At 52.5% G+C, this 19,691-nt stretch carries 12 protein-coding genes; 7 read left to right on the top strand and 5 right to left on the bottom strand.

Annotated elements, in window-relative coordinates; all coding sequences use genetic code 11:
- Positions 1–25 precede the first annotated feature (25 nt).
- Complete coding sequence (locus FYJ65_RS08435; RefSeq protein ID WP_154554886.1) at positions 26–3,433, bottom strand: transglycosylase domain-containing protein; 3,408 nt, start codon at positions 3,431–3,433, stop codon at positions 26–28.
- Positions 3,434–3,732: 299 nt separating this feature from the next.
- On the opposite strand from FYJ65_RS08435, the gene FYJ65_RS08430 reads away from it, so the two are divergent.
- On the top strand, positions 3,733–5,016 hold the full coding sequence (locus tag FYJ65_RS08430) for an O-acetylhomoserine aminocarboxypropyltransferase/cysteine synthase family protein (RefSeq protein WP_154554885.1): 1,284 nt from the start codon (positions 3,733–3,735) through the stop codon (positions 5,014–5,016).
- 770 nt (positions 5,017–5,786) lie between these two features.
- On the opposite strand, the gene rocF is transcribed toward FYJ65_RS08430, so the two are convergent.
- Complete coding sequence (gene rocF, locus FYJ65_RS08425) at positions 5,787–6,686, bottom strand: arginase (RefSeq protein WP_154554884.1); 900 nt, start codon at positions 6,684–6,686, stop codon at positions 5,787–5,789.
- A gap of 220 nt (positions 6,687–6,906) precedes the next feature.
- On the opposite strand from rocF, the gene FYJ65_RS08420 reads away from it, so the two are divergent.
- The 3 genes from FYJ65_RS08420 (at position 6,907) to FYJ65_RS08410 (ending at position 11,118) form a co-directional block, all read left to right on the top strand.
- Positions 6,907–7,599 carry a response regulator transcription factor gene (locus FYJ65_RS08420; protein WP_154554891.1) on the top strand — a complete coding sequence of 231 codons (693 nt, stop codon included), beginning with the start codon at positions 6,907–6,909 and terminating at the stop codon, positions 7,597–7,599.
- A gap of 9 nt (positions 7,600–7,608) precedes the next feature.
- Complete coding sequence (locus FYJ65_RS08415) at positions 7,609–9,315, top strand: HAMP domain-containing sensor histidine kinase (RefSeq protein ID WP_154554883.1); 1,707 nt, start codon at positions 7,609–7,611, stop codon at positions 9,313–9,315.
- Positions 9,316–9,429: 114 nt separating this feature from the next.
- A complete protein-coding gene (locus FYJ65_RS08410) occupies positions 9,430–11,118 on the top strand; it encodes a Na/Pi cotransporter family protein (protein WP_154554882.1) in 1,689 nt (562 codons plus the stop codon).
- Between the two features lie 79 nt (positions 11,119–11,197).
- On the opposite strand, the gene FYJ65_RS08405 is transcribed toward FYJ65_RS08410, so the two are convergent.
- Positions 11,198–12,571 (bottom strand): MATE family efflux transporter, encoded by a 1,374-nt coding sequence (locus tag FYJ65_RS08405; protein WP_154554881.1) that lies wholly within the window; start codon positions 12,569–12,571, stop codon positions 11,198–11,200.
- A 238-nt stretch (positions 12,572–12,809) separates the two neighbouring features.
- On the opposite strand from FYJ65_RS08405, the gene FYJ65_RS08400 reads away from it, so the two are divergent.
- The 3 genes from FYJ65_RS08400 to holA all read left to right on the top strand — a co-directional run bounded on the left by FYJ65_RS08400 (position 12,810) and on the right by holA (position 17,465).
- Positions 12,810–13,985, top strand: coding sequence for an Ig-like domain-containing protein (locus FYJ65_RS08400; protein WP_154554880.1), 1,176 nt, complete (start codon positions 12,810–12,812; stop codon positions 13,983–13,985).
- Between the two features lie 93 nt (positions 13,986–14,078).
- On the top strand, positions 14,079–16,388 hold the full coding sequence (locus FYJ65_RS08395; RefSeq protein ID WP_154554879.1) for a DNA internalization-related competence protein ComEC/Rec2: 2,310 nt from the start codon (positions 14,079–14,081) through the stop codon (positions 16,386–16,388).
- The gene (gene holA / locus FYJ65_RS08390) at positions 16,389–17,465 is read left to right on the top strand and encodes a DNA polymerase III subunit delta (RefSeq protein WP_154554878.1); all 1,077 of its coding nucleotides are present in this window, start codon (positions 16,389–16,391) and stop codon (positions 17,463–17,465) included.
- A 430-nt stretch (positions 17,466–17,895) separates the two neighbouring features.
- On the opposite strand, the gene recN is transcribed toward holA, so the two are convergent.
- Together recN and FYJ65_RS09975 are read right to left on the bottom strand one after the other, a co-directional pair.
- Positions 17,896–19,521, bottom strand: a complete 1,626-nt coding sequence (gene recN / locus FYJ65_RS08385) for a DNA repair protein RecN (protein ID WP_154554877.1) — start codon at positions 19,519–19,521, stop codon at positions 17,896–17,898.
- Positions 19,514–19,690 (bottom strand): arginine repressor, encoded by a 177-nt coding sequence (locus FYJ65_RS09975; RefSeq protein ID WP_334296006.1) that lies wholly within the window; start codon positions 19,688–19,690, stop codon positions 19,514–19,516. The genes recN and FYJ65_RS09975 overlap by 8 nt, the downstream gene beginning before the upstream one ends.
- Position 19,691 lies beyond the last annotated feature (1 nt).

Below are 19,691 nucleotides of genomic sequence, written 5' to 3'. Positions count from 1 at the left end.
TCTTACGTATTTTTTGATGTATCGGTTATTGGCCGTCGTTGGCGGCGTCGCCGCCACCGCCGCCGCCACCGGTGTTGTCACCGCCACCGGTGTTGTCACCGCCGCCGGTATTACCGCCGCCACCGGTGTTTCCGCCGCCGGTATTGCCACCGCCGCCGGTATTGCCGCCACCGCCGGTATTGCCGCCACCGGTGTTTCCGCCGTTGTGGTTTCCGCCGTTGTGGTTTCCGCCGGAGCTGCTGCCGCCGGAACCGTTGCCACCGCCGCTTCCGGAACCGCCGGTGGACGGGTTGTCCGCAGAGGAACCGGAATCCGGTTTCTTGGAATTGGTGTTCTTCTTGCCGGAACTTGTTCCGGAAGAATTGTTGTAGGAGGAGCCGGAGTTGGTTTCCGTTCCTTTGATGTAGTATTCACTGCCTTTCTGAACCACATCGGCTGGCTTGCTCGGATAGGAGCCTTCTTTTGCCGCCGCGATGTTGTTCATAATCCGTCCCCACAGTGCCGCTGCGCCGGAGGAATCGGAGGACAGTTGGATGTTGTAGTCCGTACCGATCCAAAGGGCTGCCGCGTAGTGCGGTGTGAAACCGTTGAACCAGATATCGTAGTTGCTGGATGTGGTTCCGGTCTTACCGCCGGCCTGAACGCCGGACAGCGCCGCACCGGTACCGGTACCCTGAGAAACAACGGATTTCATCATATCCGTCAGGATGTAGGCAACGCCTTCATCCAATACCTTTGTCTCCTTGGATTCCGAAGTCAGAAGGAGATTTCCGTTCCGATCCAGAACCTTCCGGTATGCGATGGAGGACTGGCGGGTGCCGCCGTTCGGAATGGCGGCAAAAGCCTGTGCCATTTCAATCGGCTTTACACCGCTGGAGAGGCCACCCAGCGCCAAAGCCGCTGCGTTCTCATCGTTGTTGTCGCCCTCTCGGTTCAAGGTGGTGATGCCGAACTTTTCCACCAGATTTGCGGAATACTCCGAACCAACCTGCAGCCATATTTTTACCGCACATACGTTGGAGGAAAGCTGCATGGCTCTTCTCATGGAAATCCGGCCCTTGTATCCGCCGTAGGAGTTGGACGGCCAGGTCCGACCTTCGAAGGTCAGCGGTTCGTCCACGATGGTGGATCCGGCGGTCATGTAATCGCCGTAATATTTCGTTCCCTGGGTGTCGTTGTTGTAATCCGTGTACTGATATTTCTCATCCTTCTGCAAGTAGTCGTAACTCTTCTGCAGTGCCGCGCCGTATACCGCCAGCGGCTTGATGGAGGATCCCGGCTGTCTCGGATTCAGTGCTCGGTTGAAGAGACCGCTTCCGTGAGAGCCGCGGCCACCGATCATGGCCTTAATCTCTCCGGTGCCCACTTCAGCGATAACCATGGCACCCTGCGGCTGAATGACTTTATCCGCCATGGTAATCAGCGCATCCTTCAGCACCAGCTTGCTTCCGGATTTCTTAATCATATCCGGGTTGCTCTTGATGTAATCCGCATCGATGGTGACGTTGCCGTTCTTATCCATGGTTTTGTTCGCCGCCGGAATGTTCACATAGCCGGTGGCGTAGATGTAGAATTCGCCGCCTTCGCTGGTGTAGGAAGGTTTCAGCTCCACGCTGTAATCCGTGCCGCTGTCCACCGTCGTCTTGTAGAAGTTCAGACGTTTTCCGGCCTTGAGGGTAACGGAGCCGTCGGAGTTCTCCTTGAATTCACTGCTTTTCAGCGTCATATCGTCCTTGCCGTTCACCAGGTTGCTGTGCTTGTACAGAGAAATCGCACCCTTGTCCGTGATCACGTTTCCGTTGCTGTCCGTATGCAAGTTCAGCAGCGACGGGAAATTGCTCGGATTCTTAAAGGCCTCATCCACCGTCTTCTGGGCTTCAGAGTCCATGGTGGAATAAATCTTCAGACCGCCGCTGTATACCAGCTTCTGAGCGGTCTCCTCATCCATATCGTATTCCTTCTTCAGGTCCTGAATGATTTCGTCGGCCATGTAATCCTTGAAGTAGGTGCTGATTTTATCATTATCCGTGGAAATCGTCGGATCGATAAAGTCTGTCAGTTTCTTATCCTTATTCTCCCGATACTGCTTGTCCGAAATGTACCCCTGGTCCTTCATCAGAGACAGGCAGAGCTGACGTCTGGACTTGGCAATATCGTTGGCGTAGTACTTCTCGCCGCCCACGGTAATCTTCGTCATATCCGAAGTGTCCGTGATACCCGACGGATCTTTAATCAGCGCGTAGGTGTCCGGGGACTGAGGCATGGTGGCCAGAGCCGCACACTGAACCAGGCTGAGGTCCTTTACATCCTTGGAAAAATAACATTCGGATGCCGCTTCGATACCGTAGTTGCCGTAGCCGTAATAAATGCTGTTCAGGTATGCGGTGACGATTTCTTCCTTGGAAAGGGCGTGCTCAATCCGCGCCGCGTACCACATCTCGATGATCTTACGCCGCAGGCTTCGCTGGCTCATGATATCCGGAAGGTAGACGTTTCGGGCCAGCTGCTGGGTCAAGGTACTGGTACCGCTGATTCCGCCGCCGGTAAAGGATTGGAGGACCGCACCCACCATTCGCTTCCAGTTGAAACCGTGGTGATCCCAGAACGTTTTATCTTCCAGGGCCACGATGGCGTTCACCATGTTCTTCGGCAGCTGCTTGTACTTGATGATGGTTCTCTTCTGGCCGTTGCTGACGGAATCCACTGCATCCCCATTATCGTCGTAGACGATGGAATCCGTAGAAATCGCATCGTAGATGTTCTTCGGATCGATGCTCGGCGCCGTGATGATGACCACCGCAGAGTACAGAATTCCGAGAGACACCAGCGTGGCAACGGTTCGTCTTCCGAACTTGAAAATCTTCTTTCTCCGGGAGAGAGGATTACCGTTCTTGTCCACCCAATGGTTCGGGTTCAAGTCGTAGATGAACGCATCGAACTTCGGATGAGCATCCCGGAAATTATAAAACTTCTCTTTGAGGCTGCCCGCTTTCGCATCCGGTCTCGGCCGTTTCGGTGCCGGCATCTTGTTTCCGGCGTCCTTCTTCTTTCGGCTAAAAGAAAATTTCTTCTTTCCGTCGGTTTCCGGCGAGGCCGAAGTTTCCGCGGCATGCTTGTTCTTTCCGCCGCCCATAAATTCCTGTTCAAAGGCGGCGATATCATCGAACTGCTCGACATCGCGTTTTGGACTGTTTCCGGAAGGGGACGGGCGGCTCGGTGTCGCCGGCCGGGTGCCGGAAGCAGCTTTTCGCAGATCGTCTTTACGAATTACAGTGGTTTGGTCCGATGCATTTCGGGTGGAATCCGTCGCCTGAGGCGGGGTCGCTTTCTCCGCCATTCGCCGGGCGGCCTTCTCCCGTTCCAGCCGCTCCTTCGCCATCTGGCGGGCCAGCTTCTGCATCAGTTCATAATCGGTTGGTTTTCTATCGCTCATAGTCTTTAATCCTTAATTCCTTTACATATAAATACATAAAAGTACATGTTATTTTACCATGGGAGAGGGGTGAAATAAACAAATCCTCGGGATTTCCAGATAAACTTCAAAAAAATAGAACAAAGTTAGAAACAACTACCCTATCCGGAAGGTAAATATTGTTCCAATTCGAAGAGGTGCGTCCGGATATACATTGAATCAATATCTGATGATAAAAAAACAGAAATGCGTCCTTGATTGAATTGCTTTTCGCCCTAGAGTATAATTACAACATCTGAGATTTTGAGAGGTACATAATTATGAGCAATTACGATTTATCTACGAAGTGCATCCACTCCGGATACACTCCATCGAAGGGAGAGCCTTGCGCTCTGCCGATTTATCAGAGCACGACGTTTAAATACGACACCACGGCGGAGATGGGCGACCTGTTCGACCTGAAGGCAGAAGGCTATTTTTACACGAGGCTTCAGAACCCGACCAACGATGCGGTGGCAGCAAAAATTGCCGACTTGGAAGGCGGCGTGGCGGCTCTTTTGACGTCCTCGGGACAGGCGGCCAACTTCTACGCTGTTTTTAACATCTGCGAGGCGGGAGACCACGTTGTGGCGGCGTCCACCATCTACGGCGGAACTTTCAACCTGCTGGGCGTTACCTTTAAGAAGCTGGGCATCGACTGCACCTTCGTGGATACCGATGCATCGGAAGAAGAGCTTGCGGCGGCATTCCGTCCGAACACCAAGGCGGTTCTGGCAGAGACCATTGCGAACCCGGCACTGGTCATTTTGGACATTGAGAAATTCGCCAAGGTGGCACACGACCACGGCGTTCCGCTGATTGTGGACAATACATTCCCGACACCGGTGAACTGCAGACCGATTGAATGGGGTGCGGATATCGTGACCCATTCCACCACCAAATACATGGACGGCCATGCGGTACAGGTAGGCGGCGCAATCGTGGACAGCGGAAACTTCGATTGGGAGAAGTACGGCCACAAGTATCACGGACTGACGGAGCCGGATGAATCCTATCACGGCATCGTGTACACAAAGCAGTTCGGAAAGAAGGCGTACGTCACCAAAGCAACTTCCCAGCTGATGCGGGATCTGGGATCCATTCCGTCGCCGAACAACTGCTTCCTGCTGAACCTGGGTCTGGAGACGCTTCCGCTTCGGATGGAACGTCACTGCGAAAATGCTCAGGAAATCGCAGAGTATCTGGATGCCCATGAGAAGGTTTCGCACGTAAGCTATGCCGGACTGCCGGGCGACAAGTACTATGAACTGGCGCAGAAGTACATGAGAGACGGAAAGACCTGCGGCGTCATTTCCTTCGAACTGAAGGGCGGAAGAGAAGCGGCGGTGCGCTTTATGGACAGCCTGAAGCTGGCGCAGATTGCCACCCACGTAGCAGCGACCCGAACCATGGTTCTCCATCCGGCCAGCCACACCCACCGTCAGATGAACGACGAGCAGCTGGCGGAAGCAGGAGTATCTCCGGGCCTGATTCGTCTCTCCATCGGTATCGAGAGTGCAAAGGATATCATTGCCGATCTGGAACAGGCGCTGCAGAATGCGTAGAGATTGAAAAGTGAAAGACCTGCGACCACAGAGAAGTTGCCGCAGGTCTTTTTTGGTTCTTCATTTTTTTGCGCCGGAGCGCAATAACGTGGTGCCTCACACTCGTCAAATCCTTGATCTTTCGTTGCGGGGCACCACGTCGCTGGTGCAGACCGGTGCTTCGGAGGGATGGACGTGGTGCCGCACACCTGTCAAAGCCTCGATCTTTCGTTGCGAGGCACCACGTCGTTGGAGCCGACCGGTGCTTCGGAGGGATGGACGTGGTGCCGCACACCTGTCAAAGCTTTGATTCTTCGTTGCGGGGCACCACGTCGCTGGTGCCGGCCGATGCTTCGGAGGGATGGACGTGGTGCCGCACACCTGTCAAAGCCTTGATCTTTCGTTGCGAGGCACCACGTCGTTGGAGCCGACCGGTGCTTCGGAGGGATGGACGTGGTGCCTCACACCTGTCAAAGCTTTGATTCTTCGTTGTGGGGCACCACGTCATTGGAGCCGGCCGGTGCTTCGGAGGGATGGACGTGGTGCCCCACACTCGTCAAATCCTTGATCTTTCGTCACGGGGCACCACGTCGTTGCCGCCGGAAAGCAATTTAACTTTACTGCGAAGCTCTAATTTAGGTGCTTTCCGGGAAAGCAGAAGAAATTGACGACGAAGCGCTCCTCACCGGGGCTTCGTCGTCAATTCTCTCCATTTGAAATTATAGAAATGAAAAGAGCTGCACGAAGACCGGCGGAGGGCCTTCGTGCAGCTCTTTTACTCTTTAAAAATCTTAATATACAATATCCCCCAGTGCGGACTGAATCAGTTTGGATGCCAGGATGCCGGTCTTGTTCCGCTCATCCAGAATCGGATTCACTTCCACCATGTCCATGGACAGCAGTTTGTGGGACTGTGCCAGAAGCTCAACGGCGATAAAGGATTCCCGGGCGGTGAGGCCGCTGTGAACCATCGTGCCGGTGCCCGGTGCCACCTCCGGGGTCACCGCATCGATATCAAAGCTCAGGTGGATACCGGAGGTTTCGTCGGAGGCAATCTCGATGGCTTTGCGAATGACCGTTGGCATTCCCAGTTCGTCAATCATGTTAATCGGGAACACGGTGATTCCGGCCTCCTTCATCCGTTCCGCTTCCTTCGGGTCGATATCCCTTCCGGCAATCTGAACGCAATTCTTTACCTTAATATATGCCGGATCCTGTCCGTAATTCACCATGCAGTCCGGACCGTATCCGCACACTGCGGAGAACGGCATGCCGTGCATGTTTCCGGTGCTGGTGGTTTCCTCATTGTTCCAGTCTCCGTGAGCGTCAATCCAAATGACACCGATGCCGCCCTTATCCTGATATGCTTTGCTGACCGCAGAGATACTGCCGGCGGCGATGCTGTGGTCACCTCCCAGCACCAGCGGGAAACGACCTCGGGACAGAGACGTGGTCACCTTATCGTACAGCTTGCGATTCACGTCGATGACCTGCTCGTAATTTCGCATGGTCTCCGAGGTTTTGCCCCGAAGGAGCGGGAGGATGTCTCCCTTGTCGTGAACGTCGAAGCCCATACCTTTCAGATCATCCAGAAGTCCGGCATAGCGAATGGCGGCCGGACCCATGGCAACGCCTCTCTTGGAAGCACCAAAATCCATCTGAACACCGATTACGTCAATTGATTTATTCATAGGAATCTCCTTTCCGAAAAAACAACATTACGGCGAGTCGGAAACGTCCGGCGTTCCCCTCGCTCTTTTTATGGCTATTATTATAGCTCAATCCATATCAATAATACAGAGAAAAGTGATAAAATATGGAGCAGTGAAAATTAAGAAAAAATTAAGAAAATACATCGGAAAATCTTAAGATGCCGTAAATATAATGGATTCAAGAAAGAGAGGAGCGGATATGAACATTTTGGTGTGTGACGACGATAAGGAAATTGTGCGTGCCATCGGCATCTATTTGAAAAATGAGGGATATCGGGTGCTGGAGGCCTATGACGGCATTGAGGCACTGGACATCCTGCGAAAGGAAGAGATTCATCTGATTATCATGGACATCATGATGCCGCGGATGGATGGGATGCAGGCCACGGTTCGGATTCGAGAGGAAAAGAACATTCCGATTATCATGCTTTCGGCGAAATCGGAGGATTATGACAAAATCGGCGGTCTGGGAGCCGGAGCGGATGATTACGTGACGAAGCCGTTCAATCCCATGGAGCTGATTGCACGGGTGAAGTCCCAACTTCGCCGGTATACCACTTTGGGGAGCATGAATCAGCCGCGGAATGAAAAAACTTTCCAAAGCGGCGGACTGATTCTCAACGATGACACCAAGGAAGTGACGGTGGACGGGACGGAAGTGCGGCTGACGCCGACGGAGTATCGGATTCTGGCACTGCTTACGGCGAACGCCGGCCGGGTCTATACGATCTACCAGATTTACGATGCGGTGTGGGAAGAGCCGGCTTTTAATCCGGAGAACACGGTGGCGGTTCATATTCGGCACATTCGGGAGAAAATCGAAATCAATCCCAAGGAGCCTCGCTATCTGAAAGTGGTCTGGGGAACCGGATACAAGATTGAAAAGTACTAGGAGGAACAGATGGACGAGAATAAGAAAAAAATGATTTTTTACGTGGGATTGGTGGGCTGCTTTCTGTGGTCCACCGTCCTGATGGTAACGGTGCCCATGACCCCGATCTTGGTGAGAATTCGGGATTTGCAAGGAAAGATGAAATTCAGCAAAAGCGATTTTGCGTCGAAGGAAATGGTGCTGTGGACCATCGTCATATTTGCGGCCGTTTTGCTGGCAATCAGCATCGGAATGGCCGTTGCAGGATGTGGGCGCCGGGAAGCGGACGGATCCATCCATCGGAACTGGTTTGACCGGCGGCTGCCGGAGCTGCACATCTGCATCTGCATTTTCTGTGCGGTTTCGTACATTTCGATTTCCATCGGAATGTATTCGGCGTACTTCAATTGGGAACTTCCCATGAAGATCTTTGCCGGGGACGGTGCCAAAACCCTGAATGCCTGCATGATTCTGGAAGGATACCATATGGATCTCCTGGGAGATGCCGCCTGGATTTCCGCCGGGGCAATCGTGGCGTTGATGATTTTGGCCACGGTTCTGGTAACGGGCATCGGAATGGCCAGCCTTCTCGCTTTGGTTCGAAATCTGAAGAACAAAACCTTGTTTTCCGGGTCCATCCTGGGACGGCTGTACCCGAGGCTGGTGACGCTGACGGAGCGCAGCGAGAACTTCTACCGAAAGCTGCTCATTGCTTTGATTCTGCTGATTTTCCTTTCCTGCACGCCGCTGGGATTGGTGGTGGCGCTTCTGCTGGTGATTTTTTTCTTCCCGAAATATTACCGAAAGTACGATGAGGTGAAGAAGGGCATCCACGCAGCGGCAGCGGGAGACTTCTCTTACCGAATTCACCTGGAAGGAAACGGCGAATTCGAGCGGCTGGCGCAGGAGGTAAACGCCATCTCCGAGGCGAAAGAGAAAGCACTGGAATCGGAAATGCGAAGCCGGAGAATGAAGACGGAACTGATTACCAACGTATCCCACGACCTTCGGACCCCTCTCACATCCATCATCACCTATGTGGACTTGCTGAAGAAGGCAGAACCGGGCAGCGCAGAGACGGCGGAATACCTGGAGGTGCTGGAATCCAAATCCAAACGGCTGAATCATCTGGTGAACAGCCTTTTCGATGCGGCCAAAGCCAGTAGCGGCGACATCTCGGTGGAATGGATGAACGTGGATATGAAGACCCTGACAGAACAGGCGCTGGGAGAATTCTCCGATGACTTCGAGAAAAATAACTTGACGCCGGTATTCCACGGGACCGAGGAATCCACGATGGTGTATGCCGACGGGAAGCTGATGTTCCGGATTATGGAAAACCTCCTGGGCAACGTGAAGAAGTACGCCATGGCAGGAAGCCGGGTGTACGTGGATCTGGTGCCGGAAGGCAGCCGAGTGACGTTGACGGTGAAAAATATCTCGGCGGCACCGCTGAACATCACCGCATCGGATCTGATGGAACGATCGGTTCGCGGAGACGATTCGCGAAACACGGAGGGGAGCGGACTGGGCCTTTCCATCGCGGGAGATCTGGCGGAACTGATGAAGGGCGATTTCCATGTGGAAATCGACGGCGACCTGTTCAAGGCGGTGCTCACCATGCCGCGAATTTTCTGCGAGACCGAGCCGGCGAAGCCGCAGGACATTAAAGATGATGAAACCGTAAATTTGAATGTTACCACAGCGTCGGATTCGCCGGACATCTTGGAACTATAAAAAGTTTGTAAAATAAATTATTTTTACCGCGACAAAAGTAGTGTGCAACAGCCCCAAAAATGATACAATAACCACGTATGTAAAATTAAGTGATTTACGATTAGGAGATGTATTATGACCTTACTTGATGCGTTTTCGCTGCTTGGAGGTGTGGGGCTGTTCCTTTACGGTATGACCGTCATGTCGGCGGGACTGAAGGATGCAGCCGGAGACAATCTTCAAGCGATTCTGGAGAAAGCGACGTCCAATAAGATAACCGCGGTGTTCGTGGGAATGGTGATGACCATTCTGGTGCAGAGTTCTTCGGCGACGGACATCATGGTAATCGGTTTTGTTAACTCGGGAATGATGACCTTGTTCCAGGCGCTGGGCGTTATCATGGGTGCCAACATCGGTACCACGGTGACGGCACAGATTACGGCCTTCAATCTGGCGGCTTACGCACCGGTGATTATGTTCCTCGGTGTGGTGGCATTCCTCTTTATTAAGAACAACACGGTAAAATATGTGGGCGAGGTAATCATGGGCTTTGGAATGCTCTTCGTGGGCATTACCATCATGAAGACGGCGATTGCCCCTCTGTCCCAGAGCGAAGCCTTTATCCGAGTGATTTCCGGACTGGATAATCCGTTCCTGGCGGTGCTCTTTGGCGTGGCCTTCACGGCGCTGCTGCAGAGTTCCTCCTCCTCGACGGTTATCTTCCAGACCTTTGCGGTACAGGGACTGTTGAGCTATCATACGGCGGTGTACCTGGTAATCGGTGCGGCCATCGGTTCCGTGACACCGAACCTGATTGCGTCCCTGACGGTGAACCGGAACGGAAAGCGTTCGGCCATCCTGAACCTGGTATTTAACCTGATTCGTGCCGTGGTGCTGATGATTCTGATTGCAATCTTCCCACAGATTCTCACCGCAATCCAATCTCTGTCCCCGAACGACATCGGAAGACAGATTGCGAATACCCACACGATGTTCGCCATTATCGCGGTATTCATCGAGCTGCCGTTCATGAAGTATCTGGTAAAAATAGTAGAACGTCTTATCCCGGTACTGCCGGAAGAGAACGAACGGATGATGGATCGTTCGCTGCAGTACATGATCAATGTGAAGAAGATGCCAACCAGTATCGCCCTTCGTCAGACCCAGTTGGAAATTGCCAGAATGGGACGCATTGCGGCAAAGAACCTGCGTGAATCGGTGGAATGCTTCTTCGACTACGATACGTCCAAGGCGGAACGGATTCGGATTCGGGAAGACAGCGTGGATATTCTCAACGATTTGATCGATGAGGGAATGGCGGATCTTCGAGATTTCGCCTTCGGTTCGGAAGGCTTAAAGCATATGTCCGAGTTCTCCATTACCATAACGGATTTCGAGCGTCTGTCGGATCATGCGGTGAACATCGTGGAGTATGCGGAGCAGATGCTGGCAAAGCACAGCCTTATGTCGCCGGATGCCCGGGATGAACTGTACATGATGGCCAGAGATGCGGTAGAAATCGTGGAGTTGGCGGTAGATGTATTTGAATCCGGAGAGACCATTCCGTTGCAGCGGATTGAGAAGCTGGAGAACCGACTGGACCGTCAGGAGAAGGAATTGGTGGATCACCATATCGTTCGTCTGATGGGAAATACTTGCGATCCGTTGGCAGGAGTCATCTTCACCAATCTGGTAACGGATTTGGAACGCTGCGGCGACCATGCGTACAACGTTGCATACGCGCTTTCGGATATCAATCCGAAGGAAATGGAAATGCCGGGTGTGACGGTGGTTCCGATAGAAGATGAAGCGGTGACCGAATAGAATAATGAGCATACGAAAATGCGGCTCCGGATGGGGCCGCATTTTTTCGTATGACGCGTTGTATTGTCGCAATCCTTTGTTATTCTTGATGAAATTTGTTCTTGTGGTTCACCGGATAGAGCCAGTGTCCAAATATGGTGTAGAGAATCATCAGCACGACACCCACGGCCCAGGAGATCGGGTACAGCACGAAGATACCGTCAATTGTGGTGTAGTGAGGCAGAATCAGCTGAATCCAGAAAATCCGGAAGAGGCAGAGGGAAATCAGCAGCACTGCCATCGGCGGAATGCTCTTTCCCGTTCCTCGGATGGTTCCCGCCAGTCCGTGAAGGATGCTCAGCAGCCAGTAGAACGGACAGAAGTAGTGCATGGCTTGCTTCCCGTAGGCCACAACCCCCGGATCGTCGGTGAACAGGCGCATAATCGGGTCGGCGAAAAGCAGAATCAGAGCCCCGGTGACGATGGTGTAGATGATGCCGATCCACAGGGTCTTGTTCATCCCCTTCTTCACCCGGTCCAGCTTTCCGGCGCCGAAATTCTGTCCGGTGAAGGTGGTAACCGCCATGCTGATGCTCATCACCGGAAGGATGTTGAATCCATCGACCTTCAGGTAAGCCCCGAAGCCGGCCATCGACGTCGCCCCGAAGCCGTTGACGCTGGCCTGTACCAGCACGTTGGAGATGGCGATGACCGTGTTCTGGATTCCTGCCGGAAGGCCCACCTTGATAATCCGAATGCACACCATCTTGTGGAAGCGGATTTTCTTCAGGGAAACCTGATAGGATTCATTTGTCTTCAGCAGGAAGTGCATGGAGAACACACAGGAAATGAACTGGCTGAATACCGTAGCGATGGCCGCACCGGCAATGCCCATCCGCAGGAGGGCTACCAGGACAATATCCAAGACGATATTGGTGATGGAAGCGATGGCCAGATAGATCAGCGAACGCTTGGAGTTTCCCACAGCATTCAGTATGCCGGAAACCATGTTATACAGCACGGTAAAAATCGTTCCCGCAAAATAAATTTTCAGATAGACGATGGATTCCGGCAAGACCTCTTTCGGCGTATCCATCCAGAGGAGCAGCGGCCGGCTGACCAGAACCCCCAGGATACTCATGACAACGCCCAGAAAAAGGGCGATGGCGATGGATGTATGAACCGCTTTCTGAACACCGTTTCGATTCTGTCCCCCCAGGTATTGAGAGACGATAACCCCGGCACCCACGGCGGCACCCTGGGCGAAGGAGATGATCAGAAAAATCAGGGAACCGCTGGATCCCACGGCTGCCAGTGCATTGGCGCCGACGAATTTTCCCACGATGATGGAGTCAAAGGTATTGTAAAATTGCTGCAGCAGGTTTCCCAGAATCAATGGGACGGAAAACAGAAGAATTTCCTTGAGAATATTTCCTTCCGTCATCAGATGGGTGCTGCTTGAATTCGTACTCATGAAGGACCACCCTTTCTTTTTTTTATCTATAATGGAATTTTATAACGTAAACTCAAACGACACAATAGTGATTTTAAAAGTCTAAACGGAATCTTCGGATTTGTTAAATGTACTCTTTCGAGTGCTGTTAAAAATAACCAAATAGTTTAAAATGACAGTACGAAGCACTGCGCAATAGGGCGCCGACGGATTCAGAGTCGGAGAGCAAGCCCGATGATGAACAGAAAGGAGGTTTGTCATGAAGAAGAAATTTTTTGCCATTCTTGTGGCAGGAGCGGTATTTTTCTCGATGCTTCCGATGGTGGCATTCGGTGATACCGGAAATGGAAGCGAACCCCCGAACGGGACTCCGCAAACCGAAATGGGTACGCCGAATTCAACCGATCCGGATAATTTGATCGATTCGGAAGAGCCGGATGGTGAGGAGGATGTATACGCCGATTCCGGAGACATGAGCAAGACGTCGGCGAAGATAAAGGCCGGCGAGAAAATGCAGCTGTCGGTAATCAATGAAAATCCGGCAGGATCCTTCATCGACGTGTATTGGGAAACCACCAATAAGAAGGTGGCAACGGTGGATCAGGATGGCAAAGTGACCGCCCTGAAGGCCGGTAAGTGCACTATTAAGGCAACATTCCCGAACGGAAAGGTAATTACCTGTAAGGTAACGGTTGTTCCGCACCTCAAGTACACAAAGGTGACGCTGTGGAAGCAGAGTTCCCAGACCAACAAACTGCTGGGGGCGACATCGAAGGTGAAATGGAAGACTTCTTCCAAGAAGATTGCAACGGTATCTTCCAAGGGAAAGATTAAAGGAAAGAAAGCCGGAAAGTGCAAAGTAACCGCGGTTCACAAGGGGAAGAAGTATGTGTGCACCGTATACGTACGGAATCCGAAGCTCAGAAGCAAGAAAACGACCATTCATAATACGGCATATTATCAGCAGAGAGTTACCGGCGGCTCCGGAAAAATTAAGTGGACCACTTCCAACAAGAAGGTGGCGACGGTGAATTCCAAGGGCAAGATTACTGCTCGAAAAGCGGGCAAGTGCACCATCACCGCTGTGAGAAACGGCGTGAAGATGCATTGTAAGGTAACGGTTCCGTCCAAGTATCAAGGAACGAAGGTTCCGGACTTTGGCGCAAAGTTCGGCAAACTCCGTTACGATACCGAACATTGGGGCGAGGATCCGGATGTTCACATCTACTACAAGAAGGTGAGCAAGGATCAGGTAAAAAAATACTTGGCCGCGGTAAAGAAGGCCGGTTTGAAAAAGCAGAAAATGAGTGACGGCCGGACTTGCTACCAGCATGCAAACGGCGACGGAATCACCTACAGCCTGAAAAAGGGCAAGCTGCATATCAACTTGTACAACATTCACGATTTCGAAAACAGCGGGGCCGATGAAGAGTAAGGCGAGTCGATTGACTCCAAAGCGGGTTTAAAAGATTCCCGATGAAAGTAAACGTGTACTGAAGGGGAAAAGTTCCTGCAGTATAATGTTCCCATGGATCGCAGAAAATTGATGATATACACGGGAATGCTGATTGCAGGAATTACCGCAGGGTACATATGTCTGGAGCGGCACCGGCCGGTGGAAGGAATCCTCCTGCTTGCCGGGATTGCCGGGAGCTTCGCCGCAATTTCGGAACAGATGGGTAAAGAGTATGGCATGACGCGAAAACAGCTTCGCGTCATGCTTCTTTTTCTGATGGTGGGATTTTTCAATTTCGCACTGAACTACAACCGCTATTACACCGACGAGACCCTGCTGAAGCGGGACCAAATCGCCTTCAAAGAAATGAAAATCCTCCACGTCCGGGAGCAGGAAAAGTACATCGCCTATGAGGGCACCGCCCATCTTCCTTCCGGCCGCCGCCGGATTCTGTGCCGAGACTATTCGGAGAATCGAAGCCCCCTTTCCGTGGGAACCGTTGCTCGGGTGTCCGGGGAACTGTCCCTTCCGGAAGAGGCCCGAAATCCGGGATGCTTTAACTACCGCCTGCATTTAAAGGGGAAGGGGATTGTGTACACCGTAAACGCGCAAGGAATCCGAACACGCAGCATATTCCGCCGTCCGACGGATGTTTTCCACCGGAAGCTGCAGCAGCGGAGAAACGATTTTCTGGATAAATTTCGCCATCGGCCGACGGTGCGGGGTTTTCTGAAGGGCATTCTCTTCGGCGACCGAGGGGAACTGGAGGAAGAAACCTATCGGGAATTCACGGAAAACGGAACTGCCCACATCCTGGCGGTCAGCGGACTGCACGTGGGGTTCTTAATTGCGCTCTTAAACGCCCTGGCTCGGAAGCGGAAGTATTGGAAGATTACGATGGGGATTTTTCTGGTGCTGATTCTCTACGGCGAGCTCACGGAGTGGAGCCCGTCTACCCTGCGGGCGGTGCTGATTGCCATCCTCTCCATGAGCGGGATGTATCTCAATCGCGCCTTCGACCTCACCACGGGCACCGCCGCAGCAGCTTTTGGTGTGCTGATGGTGCAGCCGTATCAGCTGTTTCAGACCGGTTTCATCATGTCCTACCTGGCGATTCTGGGAATGGCCTTCCTCACCCGGCCGCTGAGCCATTTTCTGGGCGAGGGGCTTGCCTCTCTGATGTCGCTCCAGATGATGATGATTCCCTTTCAGATATACGCCTTCAATCGGTTCAATCCGCTGACGGTACTGATCAACCTGCCCATTATTTTCCTGGCATCGGTGCTGGTTCCCTGCGGGGTCATCCTGTTTCTGTTCAGCGGCCTGATTTCATCCGGCGGCATTCCGGCAGAAAGCATAAGCCGGCTCACCGAACTGCTGGTGGGACTGAATCGGATGCTCCACATGAACGGAAGTCTCAGCGGGAGCTTCACCTCCGCGGGGACGGCGGAGCTCATCCTGTTCTATCTGATACTCCTGTTCCTGAGTTCCGAACTGTTTCGGGTGATGGTTCTTCGCCGGGATGGAACGAATCTTCGGCGTCTCTTTTTAATCCTGACGATTCCCGCTCTGCTGCTGGTTTTGGGATTTCGGAATCCTCTGGCCGGGGCCGAGGTTGTTTTTATCGACGTGGGGCAGGGAGATGCCATTCATCTGCGAAGCGGCGGCAAGAACGTACTCATCGACGGGGGCGGCGATTCCAAGCGGAACGTGGGCACGGGTACGCTGCAGCCCTATTTGCTGAAAAACGGGGCGCGGACGCTGGATCTGTCCATTTGCACGCACCTTCATATGGACCATTATCGCGGGGTGCAGGAGTTATCGGAGGTTTTGCCGGTAAAAGCATTTGCGCTGCCGGGCGTGTACCGGGGACTTCCGGAGACGCCCAAGGGGGCGCGGCTGCTGCGGCGGGGAGAGGTGATTCGAATCTCCGATGAAATGTCCGTGAAAGTCCTGTGGCCGGAATCCGAAGAGCTGCCGGGCGGGGTGACGGAGGCGGAAAGCAGCGACGAAAATCTCCTGAACGGGGTCTATCGAATCGATTACCGGGGCATCCGCATCCTGGTGACCGGCGACCTCCTTGAGGAAGGCGAGGCGGATATGGTAAAATACTACGCAGGTACGCAGGAGCTTCGATGCGATGTGTTGAAGGTGGCCCACCACGGAAGTCACAGCAGCAGCAGCGAGGCATTTCTGGATGCGGTGCGCCCGAAGGCGGCGGTGATTCAGGTGGGGAAAAAGAACCGTTACGGGCATCCTCACCAGGAGACGCTGGAGAAGCTGAAGCGGCGGAATATTCCGGTGTACCGAAATGACCGGCACGGGGCCATCGGGCTGCGGGTGCGACGGAATAAGATTATAGTAGATAGGATGATGAATTAGATGTCATATAAAGAGTTTCGAAAAGATTTGCGGAGCAGCATGTTCAACAACGTGGTGATGCTCACGGGAAAGGAAAACTTCCTGGTGCACTGGGCGGTGAACCAGCTGAAGAAAAAGTACGGCGGGAAGGAGTTCCAGGCGCAGAACGTTCACGAATTCGACGGTGCCCAGGCGGATATCGACGAAGTCATCGGCATGGCCCGGACCCCATCCATGTTCCCCGGCCACCGGGTGCTGATCGTTCGAAATTATCCGTGGCTTTTCCAGAAGAAGGGGAAGGAAGAGCTGAAGGAATTCCGGGAAGGACCCGGCGCCCGGCTGCTGGAGTACGCAGCCGGGGCGGATCACAGTGAGTACGCTTCCATGATTATTATGACGGTGGATGCGCAGTACTACAAAGATTCCAGCCCTCGAAACTGCGGTCTGACGGCCTACGGAAAGAAGCTCCTGCAGAAATCTTCCGGATACGAGATGAATACTCTGAGCCGGGCGGAGCTGGAAGGGTTTATCGGCAAGCGGGTCAAGGCGGCGGGAAAACAGATGACCCGGAACCAACTGAACTACCTGATTGACCTGTCCGGTTATTATAACGAAGAGAGCGTCTATCGCCTGGACGACTTGGAGAACGATCTCCACAAAATCCTCTATTCCACGGAGGGAGAGCAGATTACCAACGAGGAAATCGAGGATCTGATGGCGGGAGATGCGGACAAATTCGTGTTCCACCTAATCGATGCCCTGATGAGCGGCAATCGGAAGACGGCCATCACCCTGACGGAGCACATCCTGTATGAGGACCCCAAAGCCTCATTTCAGGTCATCGGCCTTCTCATCAGTCAGTTCGAGATGATGTACGATGCCCATCTGGCCATCGAGAAGGGGGTGGACCTAAAGCGGATGGCAAAGGAAATCGGCGTCAACGAATACCGGTTCAAGAAGGCCTACGGCGCCGCGAAGAAATTCCGCAAAAACAGAATTCGCGATTTGCTGATTCAGCTGTACAACGCGGATCGGGACATCAAGCGGGGAAATCTGAGCGACCGGGCCGCCCTGGAAGCGTTTATTCTGCATGTGTAGGGGTGGAACAGAAAACAAGTTAAATTTAATTCAAAAAAACAGGAATATAAAAATAATAATTTAATATACACAAGAGCGTAAATCCTTTATAATGTAAGAACAGGGATGGAGATTACACGTAAAACTGTTCTAAAATAAAGAGGTGAAGAATATGAACACATTACTTCAACTTGCGATTCTGGTAATAAACATCTTCATTTACGCAGGCATGTTTTACTTATTGTACCGCTTTCTTCGGAAAATACCGGAAATTGATTTGTACTTAAGTCAATTTAGAAAACAAAAACACAATACGGATAATGATAAAAACAAAAAAGATACTGATGCGGATAACTAGAAGATCGGACGAAGATGCGACAACCAAACACAATCCGTTACGGGTGATGCATCTAAAAAAAAGTGAAGAGCCTCAAAACAGGGCTCTTCACTTTTATTTTACTGCGGCAGAGGCGTTCAGTTCCCGTGCGGCATCCAGTGCGCTGGCGCTGTCCGGATCTCCGCTGATCATGCCCGCCAGCATGTGGATTTTGCCGTCCTCATCCAACCGGAGGATATCCGTGTGGGTGGAATTCTCCGAAAGGCTCTTCTGAATCCGGAAGTTGGAATTTCCGTAGGCCGCAATCTGAGGCAGGTGGGTGATGCAGAGAATCTGGTGATGCTCCGAAATCTCCCGCATTTTTTTGCCCACCACCAGGGCGGTTTTTCCGCTGATTCCCGTGTCGATTTCATCGAAAATCATGGTTTCCACCGAATCGTTGTCGCCGATGATGTGCTTGAAAGCCAACATGATTCGGGAAATTTCACCGCCGGAAGCGATGCGGGAAAGAGGCCGCAGAGGCTCTCCCGGGTTGGTGGAAATCATGTACTCCATGGCATCGTAGCCGTTTGGACCGATTTCCGGAAGGCGCGTGGTGTGAATGGCAAATTCGGAATTGGCGAAAGCCAAATCCTTCAGTTCTCGTGTCAACGCTTGGGTGAGCTGTTCCCCGTTTTTCTTTCGGAGATCGCTGACTCGGTCGGCTTGTTTTTCCAGCCGGGCATAGGCTTCATCCATATCCTTCCGCCGCTGCTCAATCTCGGCATCGAAATTGTCGATGATATTTAGTTTTCCCGCAAGCTCTTCGCCGTATGCGATGATTTCCGGGATGCTCATGCGGTATTTTCGCTTGGCATCTTCGATGATGCTGAGGCGTTCCGAAGCCCGGTCGATGTCCGCATCGGAGTAGTTCAGGGAAGATCGCATGTCCCGAAGGGCATCGGAGATGTCCACGATGCTGTAGTAGTTCTCGTCCAGAGTCTGGGCGAAACTCTCAAAATCTTCGCTGAGTGAGGCGATGGTCTGCAGTCCGTCGATGGCTTTTCGAAGACCGGAAAGCACGGACTCGTCCTTTTCATAGAGGTTGTCGTACGCTCCGTTCACCGCGGAATATATTTTTTCACTGTTCTTCATGAGCTCCAGTTGTTCCTTGAGCTCATCATCCTCGCCGTCGTAAAGATTCAGGTTCCGGATGTAGTCCGATTCAAATCGGTAGAAGTCCTGCTGCCGAAGTGCTTCCGCCTCTTCGGAGCGAAGGGAGTTGTAGGATTTCTTCCGTTCTGAATACTGTTGGTAGAGGTCGTGCAGTGTATCCAGTTCGCCGGAAAGTTCCTTGTGGCGGTAGCGGTCCGTAATCTCCAGATGGTTCTGTGGGTCCAGAATCACCTGGTTGTCGTATTGGCCGTGGATATCCACAAAGGTGCTGCAGAATTTCCGAAGCTGGGCCAGGGTCACCATTTCTCCGTTGAGTTTGGAGATACTCTTTCCGGAGGCCATCAATTCTCGGACGATGATGACGTCTTCCCCCTCTAAAGTTCCGGCAATCTGAATGCGGGCCTTGGCAGTTCCGGTTCGAACCATGGAAATGTCCGCCCGGCCACCCAAAGCAGTACTGATGGCTTCCACCAGTACGGATTTGCCGGCACCGGTTTCACCGGTGATAATGTTCAGCCCTTCCGTTAAATCGAAGGAAAGGTGTTCTATGGTTGCAAAATTATCGATGATAATTCGATTAATCATTTCTATCCCTCTTGGAAATCATGTTTTCGAACAGGCTGATAATCTCGGCGACATTCTCTTCTTTGTCCACGATTATCAGCATGGTATTATCGCCGGCAATAGAACCCACCACGTGGTCCAATTCCAGACAGTCAATGGCTTCCGCAGCTGCATTTCCGCAGCCGGACAAG

It is taken from the genome of Mogibacterium kristiansenii (assembly GCF_009695905.1).
GTDB classification, from domain to species: Bacteria; Bacillota; Clostridia; order Peptostreptococcales; family Anaerovoracaceae; genus Mogibacterium_A; species Mogibacterium_A kristiansenii.
Note: the sequence above shows the minus strand (reverse complement) of the source record. Positions and strands in the feature narration are given on the sequence as shown.

Excerpts from the sequence above, each read along its gene's own strand:
- FYJ65_RS08435 (WP_154554886.1), bottom strand. The coding sequence starts at position 3,433 with ATGAGCGATAGAAAACCAACCGATTATGAACTGATGCAGAAGCTGGCC.
- FYJ65_RS08430 (WP_154554885.1), top strand. The coding sequence starts at position 3,733 with ATGAGCAATTACGATTTATCTACGAAGTGCATCCACTCCGGATACACT.
- rocF (WP_154554884.1), bottom strand. The coding sequence starts at position 6,686 with ATGAATAAATCAATTGACGTAATCGGTGTTCAGATGGATTTTGGTGCT.
- FYJ65_RS08420 (WP_154554891.1), top strand. The coding sequence starts at position 6,907 with ATGAACATTTTGGTGTGTGACGACGATAAGGAAATTGTGCGTGCCATC.
- FYJ65_RS08415 (WP_154554883.1), top strand. The coding sequence starts at position 7,609 with ATGGACGAGAATAAGAAAAAAATGATTTTTTACGTGGGATTGGTGGGC.
- FYJ65_RS08410 (WP_154554882.1), top strand. The coding sequence starts at position 9,430 with ATGACCTTACTTGATGCGTTTTCGCTGCTTGGAGGTGTGGGGCTGTTC.
- FYJ65_RS08405 (WP_154554881.1), bottom strand. The coding sequence starts at position 12,571 with ATGAGTACGAATTCAAGCAGCACCCATCTGATGACGGAAGGAAATATT.
- FYJ65_RS08400 (WP_154554880.1), top strand. The coding sequence starts at position 12,810 with ATGAAGAAGAAATTTTTTGCCATTCTTGTGGCAGGAGCGGTATTTTTC.
- FYJ65_RS08395 (WP_154554879.1), top strand. The coding sequence starts at position 14,079 with ATGGATCGCAGAAAATTGATGATATACACGGGAATGCTGATTGCAGGA.
- holA (WP_154554878.1), top strand. The coding sequence starts at position 16,389 with ATGTCATATAAAGAGTTTCGAAAAGATTTGCGGAGCAGCATGTTCAAC.
- recN (WP_154554877.1), bottom strand. The coding sequence starts at position 19,521 with ATGATTAATCGAATTATCATCGATAATTTTGCAACCATAGAACACCTT.